Origin of the sequence: Bacillus sp. V2I10 (assembly GCF_030817055.1) — a bacterium.
GTDB lineage: Bacteria > Bacillota > Bacilli > Bacillales > Bacillaceae > Bacillus_P.
Genome location: NZ_JAUSYV010000001.1, coordinates 2,165,631 through 2,178,670, shown reverse-complemented (window position 1 = coordinate 2,178,670; position 13,040 = coordinate 2,165,631). Strand labels below are relative to the sequence as shown.

19 protein-coding genes are annotated in these 13,040 nt (G+C 40.0%); 9 read left to right on the top strand and 10 right to left on the bottom strand.

The window, feature by feature from the left end:
• Positions 1-156: 156 nt before the first annotated feature.
• On the bottom strand, positions 157-657 hold the full coding sequence (locus tag QFZ72_RS11100; RefSeq protein ID WP_133310396.1) for a PTS sugar transporter subunit IIA: 501 nt from the start codon (positions 655-657) through the stop codon (positions 157-159).
• 183 nt (positions 658-840) lie between these two features.
• On the opposite strand from QFZ72_RS11100, the gene QFZ72_RS11095 reads away from it, so the two are divergent.
• Genes QFZ72_RS11095 through QFZ72_RS11080 form a run of 4 tightly spaced genes read left to right on the top strand, consistent with a single transcriptional unit; the run spans position 841 to position 1,894 of the window.
• A complete protein-coding gene (locus QFZ72_RS11095) occupies positions 841-1,269 on the top strand; it encodes an Hsp20/alpha crystallin family protein (RefSeq protein ID WP_307433100.1) in 429 nt (142 codons plus the stop codon).
• A gap of 51 nt (positions 1,270-1,320) precedes the next feature.
• Complete coding sequence (locus QFZ72_RS11090; protein WP_307433098.1) at positions 1,321-1,479, top strand: hypothetical protein; 159 nt, start codon at positions 1,321-1,323, stop codon at positions 1,477-1,479.
• 2 nt (positions 1,480-1,481) lie between these two features.
• The gene (locus QFZ72_RS11085) at positions 1,482-1,733 is read left to right on the top strand and encodes a sporulation protein (protein ID WP_307433095.1); all 252 of its coding nucleotides are present in this window, start codon (positions 1,482-1,484) and stop codon (positions 1,731-1,733) included.
• Positions 1,734-1,744: 11 nt separating this feature from the next.
• The gene (locus QFZ72_RS11080; RefSeq protein WP_307433092.1) at positions 1,745-1,894 is read left to right on the top strand and encodes a hypothetical protein; all 150 of its coding nucleotides are present in this window, start codon (positions 1,745-1,747) and stop codon (positions 1,892-1,894) included.
• Positions 1,895-1,918: 24 nt separating this feature from the next.
• On the opposite strand, the gene QFZ72_RS11075 is transcribed toward QFZ72_RS11080, so the two are convergent.
• Together QFZ72_RS11075 and QFZ72_RS11070 are read right to left on the bottom strand one after the other, a co-directional pair.
• A complete protein-coding gene (locus tag QFZ72_RS11075) occupies positions 1,919-2,194 on the bottom strand; it encodes a phage holin family protein (RefSeq protein ID WP_307433089.1) in 276 nt (91 codons plus the stop codon).
• A gap of 73 nt (positions 2,195-2,267) precedes the next feature.
• The gene (locus tag QFZ72_RS11070; RefSeq protein WP_307433086.1) at positions 2,268-2,717 is read right to left on the bottom strand and encodes a YppG family protein; all 450 of its coding nucleotides are present in this window, start codon (positions 2,715-2,717) and stop codon (positions 2,268-2,270) included.
• A gap of 184 nt (positions 2,718-2,901) precedes the next feature.
• Here QFZ72_RS11070 and yppF point away from each other — a divergent pair, with 184 nt between their 5' ends.
• Together yppF and QFZ72_RS11060 are read left to right on the top strand one after the other, a co-directional pair.
• The gene (gene yppF, locus QFZ72_RS11065; protein ID WP_307433083.1) at positions 2,902-3,093 is read left to right on the top strand and encodes a YppF family protein; all 192 of its coding nucleotides are present in this window, start codon (positions 2,902-2,904) and stop codon (positions 3,091-3,093) included.
• A 121-nt stretch (positions 3,094-3,214) separates the two neighbouring features.
• Positions 3,215-3,388, top strand: a complete 174-nt coding sequence (locus tag QFZ72_RS11060; protein WP_307433080.1) for a hypothetical protein — start codon at positions 3,215-3,217, stop codon at positions 3,386-3,388.
• Positions 3,389-3,455: 67 nt separating this feature from the next.
• Here QFZ72_RS11060 and QFZ72_RS11055 read toward each other — a convergent pair whose 3' ends face one another.
• Both QFZ72_RS11055 and QFZ72_RS11050 read right to left on the bottom strand, forming a co-directional pair.
• A complete protein-coding gene (locus QFZ72_RS11055; RefSeq protein WP_252201255.1) occupies positions 3,456-3,821 on the bottom strand; it encodes a DUF1798 family protein in 366 nt (121 codons plus the stop codon).
• A 67-nt stretch (positions 3,822-3,888) separates the two neighbouring features.
• A complete protein-coding gene (locus QFZ72_RS11050; protein ID WP_307433078.1) occupies positions 3,889-4,137 on the bottom strand; it encodes a hypothetical protein in 249 nt (82 codons plus the stop codon).
• 194 nt (positions 4,138-4,331) lie between these two features.
• On the opposite strand from QFZ72_RS11050, the gene QFZ72_RS11045 reads away from it, so the two are divergent.
• Positions 4,332-4,433 carry a spore protein gene (locus tag QFZ72_RS11045; protein WP_223436206.1) on the top strand — a complete coding sequence of 34 codons (102 nt, stop codon included), beginning with the start codon at positions 4,332-4,334 and terminating at the stop codon, positions 4,431-4,433.
• A gap of 62 nt (positions 4,434-4,495) precedes the next feature.
• On the opposite strand, the gene QFZ72_RS11040 is transcribed toward QFZ72_RS11045, so the two are convergent.
• Positions 4,496-5,503: a DUF2515 domain-containing protein gene (locus QFZ72_RS11040; protein WP_307433073.1), complete on the bottom strand. Its 1,008-nt coding sequence runs from the start codon at positions 5,501-5,503 to the stop codon at positions 4,496-4,498.
• Positions 5,504-5,644: 141 nt separating this feature from the next.
• Between QFZ72_RS11040 and recU the strand changes: the two genes are divergently transcribed.
• Both recU and QFZ72_RS11030 read left to right on the top strand, forming a co-directional pair.
• The gene (gene recU / locus QFZ72_RS11035) at positions 5,645-6,238 is read left to right on the top strand and encodes a Holliday junction resolvase RecU (protein ID WP_307439710.1); all 594 of its coding nucleotides are present in this window, start codon (positions 5,645-5,647) and stop codon (positions 6,236-6,238) included.
• A gap of 46 nt (positions 6,239-6,284) precedes the next feature.
• Entirely contained in the window at positions 6,285-8,978 is a 2,694-nt protein-coding gene (locus tag QFZ72_RS11030) for a penicillin-binding protein 1A (RefSeq protein ID WP_307433070.1), read from the top strand.
• Between the two features lie 173 nt (positions 8,979-9,151).
• Here QFZ72_RS11030 and QFZ72_RS11025 read toward each other — a convergent pair whose 3' ends face one another.
• From QFZ72_RS11025 to asnS, 4 genes are all read right to left on the bottom strand, one after another.
• Positions 9,152-9,682 carry a YpoC family protein gene (locus QFZ72_RS11025; protein WP_307433067.1) on the bottom strand — a complete coding sequence of 177 codons (531 nt, stop codon included), beginning with the start codon at positions 9,680-9,682 and terminating at the stop codon, positions 9,152-9,154.
• On the bottom strand, positions 9,666-10,337 hold the full coding sequence (gene nth, locus QFZ72_RS11020) for an endonuclease III (RefSeq protein WP_307433064.1): 672 nt from the start codon (positions 10,335-10,337) through the stop codon (positions 9,666-9,668). The genes QFZ72_RS11025 and nth overlap by 17 nt, the downstream gene beginning before the upstream one ends.
• A 43-nt stretch (positions 10,338-10,380) precedes the next feature.
• A complete protein-coding gene (locus tag QFZ72_RS11015; RefSeq protein WP_307433061.1) occupies positions 10,381-11,085 on the bottom strand; it encodes a DnaD domain-containing protein in 705 nt (234 codons plus the stop codon).
• A 560-nt stretch (positions 11,086-11,645) separates the two neighbouring features.
• Positions 11,646-12,938 carry an asparagine--tRNA ligase gene (gene asnS, locus QFZ72_RS11010; RefSeq protein WP_307433058.1) on the bottom strand — a complete coding sequence of 431 codons (1,293 nt, stop codon included), beginning with the start codon at positions 12,936-12,938 and terminating at the stop codon, positions 11,646-11,648.
• Between the last annotated feature and the right edge of the window lie 102 nt (positions 12,939-13,040).

Genomic DNA, 13,040 nt, shown 5'->3' with positions numbered 1-13,040 from the left:
ATGAGGTCTGAGGTTTGGAGATCGGTTGCCTGATTTAAGAATGAATTCCATGACTTTTATTATGTATTCCGTTCAATTGGATCTAATGAAATCCATTCTGTTACCCTGCCACCTGCCAATAAAAAAAGCAGGCAGCTGCCCGCTTTATCCATTTCGTTATTTCACTTTTATTTCAAACACTTTATCAGAGCCGCCTTTAACCTCGCCTAATGGAGATTTTTGCACATTTTCTATAATATCTCCGTTTGTGATGATGATTGGTGTTATGGTGCTCGCTGCTTTTTCTTTAATTAAATTCAGATCAAACGTAATTAATTTATCTCCAGGTTTTACTTTATCGCCCTCTTTCACAAAAGCTTCAAAGCCTTCCCCGTTCATCGCAACCGTTTCAAGTCCGATATGAAGTAAAATTTCCATGCCAGTCAGGCTTTTAATTCCAATCGCATGTTTTGTGTGAAAAAGCTGAATGATTTCTCCTTCAACCGGAGATACAAGGATACCTTCAGAAGGTTCAATTGCCATCCCGTCGCCCATCATTTTTTGAGAAAAGACCGGATCCGGTACATCTTCAAGGTTAAGTAATCTTCCTGTTAGAGGTGCGTAAACCGTTTCTTCTGTTTGCTTTTCAGTCTTTTTTCCAAATAATTTTTTCAGCATGTTCATTCTCCTTTTCTGCTTTCGTTTCTATTATTAGAAATACCCTGTACCCCTGAATTTAAACGCTTCCCTAAGCCCGTCCCCATCTTAATCATCATTATTTAATCACAAAAAGCTTGAATCAAGCAACCAATTCACAACTTCTTGCATAATTTAGCCTAAAAGAACGGGGAGAGCATAAAAATGAATAAGAAAAAACAAAATCCTTTTTATGAGCTCGCAGAACATTTTTTTGGCGACAGCTCTTTTGAACAGCATTTAATTGAATTTGAAAAAATGTTTCAGAAAAAGGCGAACGCATCCTATCTGAAAATTTCTCAGTACGAAGAAAGCGGCCATTATTTTGTTAAAGCGGAGCTCCCGGGTATAAAAAAGGATCAAATCCGCATTGAACTGCATGAATGCTATTTAACCATCACCATCACCCATCAGGAAGAAATCAACATCCATCACACAGGAGGTTCGAGCGTTTCACAGACATGCGAGCACATCTCTAAAACAGTATTCTTGCCTTTTGCCCCGGATAAAAATCAATTATACACAACTTATAAAAACAGCTGTCTGCTGATTTCAATACCTATTGCAGAATCTTTTCCCCCATCCAAAAATTAACACTATAATTATGCCTCACCTATAAGAAACTATAGGCAGGAGGTGCAATACATGCAAAATGAACATACGAAAAGAATAAGCGCAGAACCTTCAGATTCCCCAAAGCTTGTGATTAAGACAAATCTGGACTCTTCAACCTCTGCTGAAGAGAATCCCTATTTTTCCGGCAGCGATAAGGAAAAAGTAAAAAAGTACTTTGAGGACCGCTGAAGATGGATAAATCATTAAGCTATTTGCGCGAGGTACTGTCCAATTATCTGGATGATCATGAAGTAAGCAGGCATTTATATCAAAAGCTGACTCAACAAGTCTATGATGACGAAAAACATTTTGCCCGTGAATTATCTGAAAAAGAACAGTCTTTTTTAAATAAGATGCTGCCTCATGAAATCAAGCACGCAATGGGTGAACAGGATTATGTGCGTGTTGATCAGCTCAATGAAGTTTATGAAGAACTGCTGTAGAGGTGATTAAAATGAATGAGACTGGAATTTCAAATACAAAGCAATACAGCAATACTGATATTGAAAAAGTGAAACAGCTGAATGCACAGTCAGGCCTGTCTTATCAGGATGTAAAACGGCTTCTGGCTCTTAAATATGCATCAGATCACAAAGAACCATAACAAAACAAAAACGCGTGCTGATTTTCACGCGTTTTTGTTTTGTTCATCATTATTTCTTTCGACCACTGATTGTTTATATGCCTGATGAGTTGTAATTGCTGCACCTGCCGCAATAAATCCATTTGCAATGCTGCTTACGGAAAAACCAAGTGTAAAAATACTTGCGATGATGCCCGTGCCCAGCAAAATCCAGATAATCATCCAATCTTGAACATTAGGAGTCCTTTTTAAGGCAGATCCTAAAATCATTAAAGCTGGTACAACAATAACTAGTTTGAGGATGAACGCTGATTTGATCAAACACGTTTGAAAGTGCGCCTATCACCAATTTGAACACCTCTTTTCACTTCTTCCTTCATGCATAAAATCCTTTTTATACCTTAAACATTGATGTAACACCTTTTACGAGGGAACTCATCTGGTTCACAGCACCCATCATCTGCCCCGCAGTATCCATCACCTTATTGAAGTCCATTTGTCCGTCCGGTTTTTTAAATTGGGACATAACAGTTGAGATTCCTCCTGCCTGATTTTTAGGATTTGGCACAGGCTTCGGATAAGGATTGGCATACATGGCTTGCGGGATAGTCTGCGGCTGCTGCGCTGGAAATCCTTGAGCATGATAGCCATTCATATAAGGCGGCATTTGACCTTGCTGAAAGTATCCTGGATTTTGCTGCATTTGTTGATAATTATGTTGAACCTGAGGTAAATATGTTGGGTTTTCAAATGGCGGATATCCTTCGTATGGATAGTAATAGCTAATTCTTTCTTCTTTTTTCCTTCTGTGGTTTTTAAATGAATTTGCTCCTGCTGAATACATGATTCATACCCCTTTCAGATACATTAGGCTATTTCATAGGTATGCAGAAAAAAGAGCGTCCGTGCTTGTCCTTCAAAAACGAAAAAATATGTCAACTCTTGTCGGAAGTTTAAATTTTACAAAAAATTAAGATAAAAAAATGACATGTTACGATATTAGAAAGGGGAATGGGAGGAGATAAAAGATGAATTTGCAAAGCATAAAAACATCATTTTTTGAAGCGAAGCAATTTGAACCAAAAAGCATGAGTGAGCTCCTGAATTTTATTAAAACTATGTACATCAAAGGGGAATTATCCATCAGCGAGTACCGAACTGCCGTTATGCTGCTTGAAACGTCTGAAACATCTAATCCCGGACAGAAAGTAAAAATATAGCCATTATTTTCTTAAACAGAGAGGCGATTCCTTCTCTGTTTTTTCTTTTTAAATACATAATCCTGCTGAATGAAACCATATTATGAAGGACTCTTAAATCAAATACTTGGAGGTTTTATATATGGGAAGAGGCAAAGATTTCAATCATAAGAAAAAAGGGCGGGATTTAATTTCAAAAAAAGGACAGCCCGTCGCTGCAAAACATTCTAAAGATGTCGAATATGCAATTGAACCTGTTGCAAGTGAAGGAGACCGTGCTGTCACCTTTCAGGAAGCTCGTGAAATTGATGAATAGATCGGGTAGGCCGGCTCAAGTTTAGCCGGTTTATGCTTTTTGATAACACAAAAAAGCTCCTCTTCAATTAGGAGCTCTTCATCTGAATGTGTGCAATTACTTGCTCAATCACATAGTCTATGGACTGTTTCATGTTTTTGAATCGAATTGGTTTTGACTCTTTATAAAAAGATTGCAGCACAAGCTGTTCGAAATTTTCTACTGTAGAGTCAATTTGAGCTGGAAATAAATATTTTGGTCTTGCTGTGATCCTCCATGTCAAGACATCTTCTTTCCACTCATTCATGATAGCCATCGCCTCTTCAAACGCAGGCTTTACTTCATTAAAGAAATCAACCTCATCCTTCTTTTTTGCATCATTTTCAAATCGGCTGACACATTCGCCTGTTATATGAAGGAGCTTATTTGAGTTTTTCAGAATTTTGGTATTCATGCTCTGACACCGCCTCTCTGGGGTATCTTACCAAACATGAACAGGAAATTCCATCATCTGCTGTACATTAGTAACTTAATCGATATCTCGGCTGAACTCTGGAGTTCGTGTCCTCCCTTGTCCCATCATCTTTCAAGAACTGGCTTGCTTCGGTTAAATGCAAAACAGCGCCTTCCATGTTCTTATATAGATCTTCTTCACTTTGGCATATCGTTTCTGTTACTCTTTTTTGTATGGCAAGTTCTAATTTCGTCATCTCTTCATCTAATTCCATCAATAACTTTTCAACAACCATCTTAGGTATGAGGTGCTCCACGCTGACTCCTCCTTTCAAACTACAGGTACTATTCGAGAAGCTTTACCTTCCTCCCTTCATGGGTGACAAAACTAGTTCGTATTCGGCAAAGAAAGAAGAAAATATTGGATAAAGCTTAATTTTCGACATCCTCTAATGCGACATTCTGCATGAAATCAATCTGCGTGCAAACAATATTGATAGGAGGTGGCATCATGGCAAAAGAAACGAAAAAGAAACAGCAAAAACAATCTCAGGCTCCATCAAAAAATGACCTGGATAAAAAGCTTGGAGGGCCGAACCGCCCTTCGACATAGAAAAGCGGAATCGCCCGTTTAGCTCCGCCAGAACTTGCTTAAGAAAAGAAAGCAAGGATCGATTAATCCTTGCTTCTTTTTCCTTTATTGTGCATGTATTCTTTTAACAAAGAAAATGCATGCATCTGATTTTGCTTTTTTATAAGCCACTCTGTCATGTCGAATTCTTTTGGTGACGGCAGAGGTCCATACCATTTTTTCATTGACTGGCCATGAAACCAATTTCTTTCTTTTACGTCTAATTGGTGGGAGATCACCGGATAGGATGTTCTTAAATAGGGTGTTTCTCTTTTTCTTCCATCATTCAAGTATTTTTCATAATCATATCTGGACCCTGTATGGACTGTCCGTTCTGAAAAGTCCATAAACTCCTGATAATAATCCGGGTGAAAAAGCAGCCACGATAAAGACCTCCCGAGTTTGATGCGGCTTTTCAGTTTTTTAAAATCATAAACAGAAAAACCGAATAATCTGCCTTCTACAGTAGGGAAAACGACTGTGCTAAAATGAAAGAAGTCCTGAAATAAAAAAAGAGGTGTATGAAAGACCTTTCTCTTAAAAATCGCCTTTTCAATAATCGGCTTCTGAATTAAATGCTGTTCGTTAATAATCAGCGAGGTCATTAAATGTTCTATGTTTTTTTTCCTCCAAAAAATCTGCCATTCTCTTTTCATAAACGGAGAAACATGGAATTCATCAAGCAAGTGAAAAAGAGGATGCCCTATTTGTTTTGAAATCTCATACAGCATGAGCTGGGGATATGCATCGGAGAAAATGAGCCAGTTTGCATCCTCATAAGTCAGAAACAATGCTTTTATCATTTTTTTATTTATCATTTTTTGAAACCAAGTACCTTTTAAATCCGTCATACAGTAGCCGGCATTTCGTGATACCATGCTTGCTAGAAATGCCCATCTTATTTCAGGATTCCTTTTATAATAGCTGTGGTAGCTTTCTGTTCTCGAAATGTTGTCGTAATTTTTTTTTAATGTCGTATTCTTTATAAGTGCTATAATATTATTTTCTTCCATAGTTTTTTGATTCGATGGCAAATCTTTATAGCCGTGCATACGATCACCTCACTTCTTATAGACTCTCCTGATTGAGGCTGAAGTACACATAGCGTTAACAAAATCGAAACTTTTTCACCATGTCTTTTTCATTTTTTTTGATATGATAAGTAGTAGTTTTACCTGAGGAGGGAAGAAATGATTTTTCGTTATCCTAACGGAAAAACGTATAACCCGGGCACTGCTCCGCCTAAACAGCGCCAGCCGAAAGAAACATACAGCAACAGAGGGATGACGCTTGAGGAAGATTTGAATGAGACAAACCGTTATTATTTAGACAGAGGCATCGCTGTCATTCATAAAAAACCGACCCCTGTTCAAATAGTAAATGTTGATTTCCCTAATCGGAGTGCCGCTGTCATCCGCGAGGCTTATTTCAAACAGTCATCTACAACGGACTACAACGGTGTTTATAAGGGAAAGTATATTGATTTTGAAGCTAAAGAAACCAGGAGCTCTACTTCTTTTCCGCTTCAAAACTTCCATGAACATCAGATCGGGCATATGAAAATGGTGCTTGATCAGGGGGGATTATCTTTTGTCATTCTCTCTGCCTTCCAAACATTTTATCTGATGGAAGCAGCCATCCTTCTTGAATTTTGGGAGAGAAAAGAAAACGGCGGAAGAAAATCAATCACAAAAAAAGAAATTGAATTAACATCCCACCCCATTCCGCTTGGCTATCAGCCCAGAATTGATTATATTAAGGTATTGGAAAAACTATATTTTCTCTAATCCTTTAGCGAAGCGGATTTTGTGAAATGAAAGGTTGGAAAAAGTAATGTCAGATCAATATAAAAGCCGTGAAGAACGCAGAAAAGCGTTAGCGCAAACAAGTAAAAGCAAAAAACCGAATAAACCAGAACGGGGCTCTCTCTTTAAACGCATCCTGTTCATTTTAGTTTCCATCGGCCTGATCGGCATGATCGCAGGCGGTGTTACCTTTGCAGTGATTGCTGCAGGGGCTCCGAAGCTTGATGAGAAAAAATTAAAGGATTCCTACTCTTCAACAATCTTTGATAAAGAAGGTAATGAAATTTCAGAAGTAGGCGCCCAAAAACGCACCTATATTTCTTATAATGATATTCCCAAAAAATTAGAAGAAGCTGTACTTGCTACTGAGGACGCCCGTTTTTACGAGCATAGCGGTGTGGATGTCATCCGTCTCGGCGGTGCTGTTGTGGCCAACGTTACACAGGGTTTCGGCTCACAGGGCGGAAGTACCATCACTCAGCAGGTTATTAAAAATTCCTTTTTCACACATGAGAAAACCATTACAAGAAAAATACAGGAACTATGGCTCGCTTTTCAATTAGAGCAAAAGTATTCAAAACATGAGATTCTCGAAATGTATTTAAACAAAATCTATTACCACCCTCAATACTACGGTGTAGGGAAAGCTGCAGAAGGATTTTACGGAAAAGAATTAAAGGATCTTGAACTTCATGAAGCTGCGATGCTTGCAGGCATTCCGCAAAGCCCGACGAATTTTGATCCTAGAAAAAATCCTGAATCAGCAGAAAAAAGACGAAATATCGTCCTTAACTTAATGGTGAAGCAAGGGTTCGTTACAGAACAAGAAGCAGAAGAAGCTAAGAAAGTGCCTGTGCAGTCAACGGTCGTTCCAGAGAAGGAAAAATCGAATCCTTACAGCGCGTATGTGGAACAAGTTATTGAAGAAGTGAAAGATAAAACGGATATTGATGTAAGTTCAGCGGGTGCAAAAATCTATACAACGATTGATACAGATGCTCAAAAATATGTGGAAGAATTGCTCAATGGCAGTGAAATCGGCTATCCGGATGACAACTTCCAGGCCGGTGTTACCCTCATTGATACTGAAACCGGCGAAATCCGCGCAATTGGCGGAGGCCGGAACCAGAACGTCGGAGACTTTAACTATGCGATTGACACAAGAAGACAGCCAGGTTCAACTATTAAGCCAGTGCTGGATTATGGTCCTGCAATCGAATATTTAAAATGGTCAACGTACGAACAAATTAAAGACGAACCTTATTCTTACTCAAATGGGGTCAAAATCAATAACTTTGACAGAAGCTTTAAAGGACAAATGTCCATACGTGATGCTCTTGCAGAGTCCCGTAATATTCCTGCTCTTAAAGCCATGCAGGCGGTAGGGCTGGATAAAGCACGTGACTTTGCAGCAGGACTTGGCATCCCGCTGGAAGAGGAAATACCGGAAGCTTATTCGATAGGCGGATTTGATACTGGTGTCTCCCCTCTTCATATGGCAGGAGCCTTTGCTGCATTCGGAAATAACGGTATTTACACAGAGCCTCACGCAGTAACAAAAGTTGTTTTAAGCGACGGCACAGAAATAGATCTGTCTCCTGAGCCGGAAGCTGCCATGAGCGATTATACAGCTTACATGACAACTGATATGATGATCTCTGTTGTAGAAGAAGGTACAGGTACAGCTGCCCGGGTACCTGGTGTTACTGTGGCAGGAAAAACAGGAACAACGAACTTCTCTGAAGAAGACAAACAAAAATACAACATACCTTCAGGCGGAGCGAAAGACAGCTGGTTTGTTGGATTTACACCAGAATATTCAGCAGCAGTATGGACTGGATATATGAAAAACGATGAAAAAATGCACTTGACGAAAACAGATCAGCAGCTTGCAAAAAAAATCTTTAAAGAAGTAATTTCAGAGGTTTCAAGCGGTGAAGGAAAAGACTTCAAAAAACCGAATTCCGTCGTTAAAGTAACGGTTGAAAATGGTTCTAACCCGCCGAAGTTAGCAAGCAAATATACTCCTGACAGCAAAAAAATCAGCGAGTACTTTGTAAAAGGAACAGAACCTACAAAGGTTTCAGAGCAATATAAACGTCTTGCTAAACCATCCGGCTTCAAAGTAGATTATGATCAAACAAGTAATCAAATTACACTCAGCTGGGACTATAAAGATGAATTAAGAGACGCTGTATCATTTGAAATCAGCCAATCTGTCGACGATAGTCCTGCACAAGTAATCAATAAAACAAAAGATACAAGTATGGTTATCCCTAATGCTGTTCCAGGTTCGACTTATAGGTTCCAGGTAACTGCAGTAAGCGATGATGACAATTCGAACCGCAGTGATTCTGCTGCTGCTGTTTTACAGGTTCCTGAAGCTATCATTGAAGAGCCTGTTGAACCAGAGGAGCCTGAAGAAGAACCAGGTGAAGGTGAACTGCCTCCTGGTGAGGAGCTTCCTGGTGAAGAATTGCCTGGTGAAGAATTGCCTGGCGAAGGTGAACTGCCTCCTGGCGAGGAAACTCCTGGTGAAGGAGACGATGACGGCGGTGAGGACGAAGGACAGCCTGGTGAAGGTGAAACACCTCAAGAACCAAGCACCCCAATCGTTCCTGTACCTCCTCTAGATGGCAACGGGAATGGGAATGGCAATAGCGGAAACGGAAATGGCAATGGCGGAAATGATAATGGTGATCAAGACGGCGACAACGGATAATACTTTGTAACCCTCTGCTTAGGCAGAGGGTTTTTTTGTCTGGTGCGTTTTATTGGCAATTTTCTGTTGGAGAAAAAATGATAGGTTTCCGCTAATAAATAGTTCCTAATTTTGTTGATTTCATTCCTTTTAAAAAAAAATAAAAACGCAAGAATCAATGCTGATTCTTGCGTTTATTTTTCCCTGCTTCTCATTGCCCTATTTTTATAATACTGCTTAAGTATTTCTTCAATAAGCTGATTGAGCTGAACGAAAGAATGATACTGTTCCGGTTTTAATAGGACATACATCAGTCTTTCAGACGCATTTATTGGCTTCACCGAAAAAGCTGTGTAATCATCAGATTTTATATCAAGATCATGTACGGGGCTTTCATTGCTCCAATGAATCAGGCAGATCAGGATTGAGATCCCCTTGATCATCTCAGCTTTATCGGCTTTTCTTGTATTTGAACGGATCCTGCTTTTGATTGTCTCCTGAATTGAATGCCATTCATCTATTAGGACGGGAATACTTAATTCAGGATTTTTCCATGGATAAAAATCAATGGGCACATTTGCTTTAAAACAGATATCAAAATAAAAAGGATTGCTTTTTAAGATTTCTTCCACCGCAGGCGAAGAATTTAAAGGAATATCGTGTTCATCCCTGCAAAAAAACGGCTCATACTTAAAGGCCACTGGCAAATTAATCAATCGCGGCATTCCGTACCGTTCCCTTTTTCATTCTTTTTTGCCCTTCACGGCACATGTGAAGCAACGGGCATTCCGTGCATTTAGGAGCCTGTGCTTTACAGTGGTATCTTCCAAAAAAGATGAGGCGATGATGAGTAAGCGACCATTCTTCTTGCGGCACTTTCCGCATAAGTGTTTTTTCTACTTCCAGCACGGAATCTTTCCATTTGCATATAGCAAGTCTCTTGCTGACTCTTTCTACATGCGTATCAACGGCAATAGCAGGAACTCCAAATGCGACTGAAACAACGACATTTGCTGTTTTGCGGCCTACACCGGGAAGCTTTGTCAGCTCGTCTCTGTCTTTTGGCACCACTCCCCCATATTCTTCTAAAAGGAGTGTGCAGAGTTTTTGTATGTTTTTAGCTTTATTTCGGTATAAACCAATGGATCTGATATCATTTTGGAGTTCTTCAATGGGTACAGATAAATAATCCTCAGGCGTTTTGTATTTTTCAAAAAGCTTTTTCGTCACTTTATTGACCAAGACATCTGTACATTGTGCAGAGAGAGCCACCGCGATGACAAGTTCAAAAGGATTGCTATGATTCAGTTCACAATGTGCATCAGGAAACAGCTCCCCCATTGTATCAAGAGCTTCTCTGATTTGTTTCTTATTCAGCATGAGATCACCTGTTTAATTATTGTTTGAATACATTCCTTGAATTTTAACTTTCCAGCCAATTATAAAACGGCACTTTTCGTTTGTATTCTTCATCAGATTGATTTTGCTTCTGAGGCTGGGATTGATGCTGACGGAATCGTTTGCCGTAATTTCTTGCCTGATCGATTGTCCGGATCCCATTTTTCTTCCACTCAAATAGAATTCTGTCAATATACCTGAAATTAAGTTTACCCGATATGACCGCCTCTTTTAAAGCAGCTTTTATGATAATCGGATCATGATAATCCTGATCCATCCAGATCGAAAGTGTCTCAACTTCAAAAGGTGAAAGAGGTCTTCCAAATTCACTTTCAAATACAGGATACAAATTTACGTTTTCCTGCTGCTGCTTTTCTTCAGTTTTTTTCTCATCTTTCATCAGCAAAAATTCATATATTTTTCCCCAAAGAGGTTTCAGAGAGTACCGTTCGTATTTGATGGAAGCTTGCTCATATTCCTCGATGTCTAAAAATCCTCTTTGCAGCAAGTTTCTGAGAAGGGATGTACATGAAGATACAGATATGGACATGTGACTTGATAATTCACTTGGGGTAGGAAACTGATTTCCATTTTGAAGATGGAGATTTACTTGTAAAAGCAATACGAGCTCCTCTTCTTTCATTCCAAATTGATGATAATGCATAATTAATGCTGCAGGAACAGATAAAGACCCCTGCTCTTGCAAGTTTACAAATTGTTCCTTATTCATAACGAGTCACCTCACCTAAAATAGTATAACATGTCTCAGCAGAAAAACGGTGATGGACTTTCATTCCAATTTAGAAAAGCGGAGCCGACTGTTCAGTCCCGACAGACAGATAAGAATTCACCCGAAAAGTCCGGGTTTGACTTTTTGGGGGAATTTGTTCTGGCCGAGGGGTTAGGAGGTGGAGCTAGACAATGCAGAAAAGCAGAGCCGACTGTTTAGCCCCGACAGACAGATAAGAATTCACCCGAAAAGTCCGGGTTTGACTTTTTGGGGGAATTTGTTCTGGCCGAGGGGTTAGGAGGTGGAGCTAGACAATGCAGAAAAGCAGAGCCGACTGTTTAGCCCCGACAGACAGATAAGAATTCACCCGAAAAGTCCGGGTTTGACTTTTTGGGGGAATTTGTTCTGGCCGAGGGGTTAGGAGGTGGAGCTAGACAATGCAGAAAAGCGGAGCCGACTGTTCAGCTCACTTAAGTGTATAAAATAAGGCAAATTAAACTCGTCACCGCGAGCCTAAAAATAAAATGTGAGCCTCCTATCAAGGAGACTCACATTTATTATTAAGGATATAGTCTGTTAAGCAAACGAGGGAACGGAATGGATTCGCGGACGTGTTCTACGCCGCTGATCCATGCAACTGTACGCTCAAGGCCAAGACCGAATCCTGAATGCGGAACAGATCCAAATTCACGCAGCTGCAGGTACCACTGATAAGCTTCTGGTGATAAATCGTGCTCATCAATGCGCTGCTTTAATAGTTCATGATCATGGATACGCTGTGATCCGCCGATGATCTCTCCGTAGCCTTCTGGTGCAATTAAGTCTGCGCAAAGCACGACATCGTCCCGGTCTGCAGCAGGCTGCATGTAGAAAGGTTTAATGGCAGTAGGGTAATGAGTTATGAATACCGGCTTGTCAAAGCTTTCTGCGATAGCTGTTTCGTGCGGTGCACCAAAATCATCGCCCCATTTAATGTCATCAAATCCTTTTTCATTTAAGAATTTGATTGCATCGTCGTATGAAATTCGAGGGAATGGCGCTTTGATTTGTTCGAGTTTAGCTGTATCACGTCCAAGGGTTGTCAGTTCAAGCCTGCAGTTTTCAAGTACGCTTTGCACGATATAAGACACATAGTTCTCCTGTACAACCAGGTTGTCTTCGAATTCATAGAAGGCCATCTCAGGCTCGATCATCCAGAATTCAATTAAATGGCGTCTTGTTTTTGATTTTTCAGCACGGAACGTCGGTCCGAATGAAAAGACCTTTCCAAGTGCCATTGCAGCTGCTTCCATGTAAAGCTGGCCGCTTTGTGATAGATAAGCATCTTCATCGAAATATTTAGTTGCAAAAAGCTCTGAGGTTCCTTCGGGTGCGCTGCCTGTTAAGATAGGCGGATCTACTTTTGAAAATCCTTCTTTATTGAAGAACTCATAAGTCGCACGGATGATTTCATTTCTGATTTTCATCACAGCATGCTGACGCTTAGAGCGCAGCCATAAATGGCGATGGTCCATTAAAAATTCTGTGCCATGTTCTTTTGGCGTAATTGGATAGTTCAAAGACTCGTGAATCATTTCAATGCCCGTTACCCCTAGCTCGTATCCGAATGGTGAACGCTCGTCCACTCTGACAATACCTGTTACATAGATAGAAGACTCCTGAGTAATTGATTTTGCTGTCTGGAATACTTCTTCATCTACTTCTGCTTTTACGACTACGCCCTGGATGAAGCCCGTGCCGTCACGCAATTGCAAAAAGGCAATTTTGCCGCTTGAACGTTTATTCGCAATCCAGGCGCCAATTGTGACTTCTTTATCTACAAATTTGCTTACTTCTTTAATTGTTGTTTTCACGAAATTGTTCCCTCCAAAAAACGGATCATAAATATATGTATATAGTTGCTATTATACATTTGTTGCATGCTTCGTTCAAACATAAATGTGAGCCGTCAAATG

Excerpts from the sequence above, each read along its gene's own strand:
- QFZ72_RS11070 (WP_307433086.1), bottom strand. The coding sequence starts at position 2,717 with ATGTATTCAGCAGGAGCAAATTCATTTAAAAACCACAGAAGGAAAAAA.
- nth (WP_307433064.1), bottom strand. The coding sequence starts at position 10,337 with ATGCTGAATAAGAAACAAATCAGAGAAGCTCTTGATACAATGGGGGAG.
- QFZ72_RS11100 (WP_133310396.1), bottom strand. The coding sequence starts at position 657 with ATGCTGAAAAAATTATTTGGAAAAAAGACTGAAAAGCAAACAGAAGAA.
- QFZ72_RS11060 (WP_307433080.1), top strand. The coding sequence starts at position 3,215 with ATGGGAAGAGGCAAAGATTTCAATCATAAGAAAAAAGGGCGGGATTTA.
- QFZ72_RS11085 (WP_307433095.1), top strand. The coding sequence starts at position 1,482 with ATGGATAAATCATTAAGCTATTTGCGCGAGGTACTGTCCAATTATCTG.
- yppF (WP_307433083.1), top strand. The coding sequence starts at position 2,902 with ATGAATTTGCAAAGCATAAAAACATCATTTTTTGAAGCGAAGCAATTT.
- QFZ72_RS11015 (WP_307433061.1), bottom strand. The coding sequence starts at position 11,085 with ATGAATAAGGAACAATTTGTAAACTTGCAAGAGCAGGGGTCTTTATCT.
- QFZ72_RS11045 (WP_223436206.1), top strand. The coding sequence starts at position 4,332 with ATGGCAAAAGAAACGAAAAAGAAACAGCAAAAACAATCTCAGGCTCCA.
- QFZ72_RS11080 (WP_307433092.1), top strand. The coding sequence starts at position 1,745 with ATGAATGAGACTGGAATTTCAAATACAAAGCAATACAGCAATACTGAT.
- QFZ72_RS11090 (WP_307433098.1), top strand. The coding sequence starts at position 1,321 with ATGCAAAATGAACATACGAAAAGAATAAGCGCAGAACCTTCAGATTCC.
- QFZ72_RS11025 (WP_307433067.1), bottom strand. The coding sequence starts at position 9,682 with ATGCCGCGATTGATTAATTTGCCAGTGGCCTTTAAGTATGAGCCGTTT.
- QFZ72_RS11095 (WP_307433100.1), top strand. The coding sequence starts at position 841 with ATGAATAAGAAAAAACAAAATCCTTTTTATGAGCTCGCAGAACATTTT.
- QFZ72_RS11030 (WP_307433070.1), top strand. The coding sequence starts at position 6,285 with ATGTCAGATCAATATAAAAGCCGTGAAGAACGCAGAAAAGCGTTAGCG.
- QFZ72_RS11055 (WP_252201255.1), bottom strand. The coding sequence starts at position 3,821 with ATGAATACCAAAATTCTGAAAAACTCAAATAAGCTCCTTCATATAACA.
- QFZ72_RS11040 (WP_307433073.1), bottom strand. The coding sequence starts at position 5,503 with ATGCACGGCTATAAAGATTTGCCATCGAATCAAAAAACTATGGAAGAA.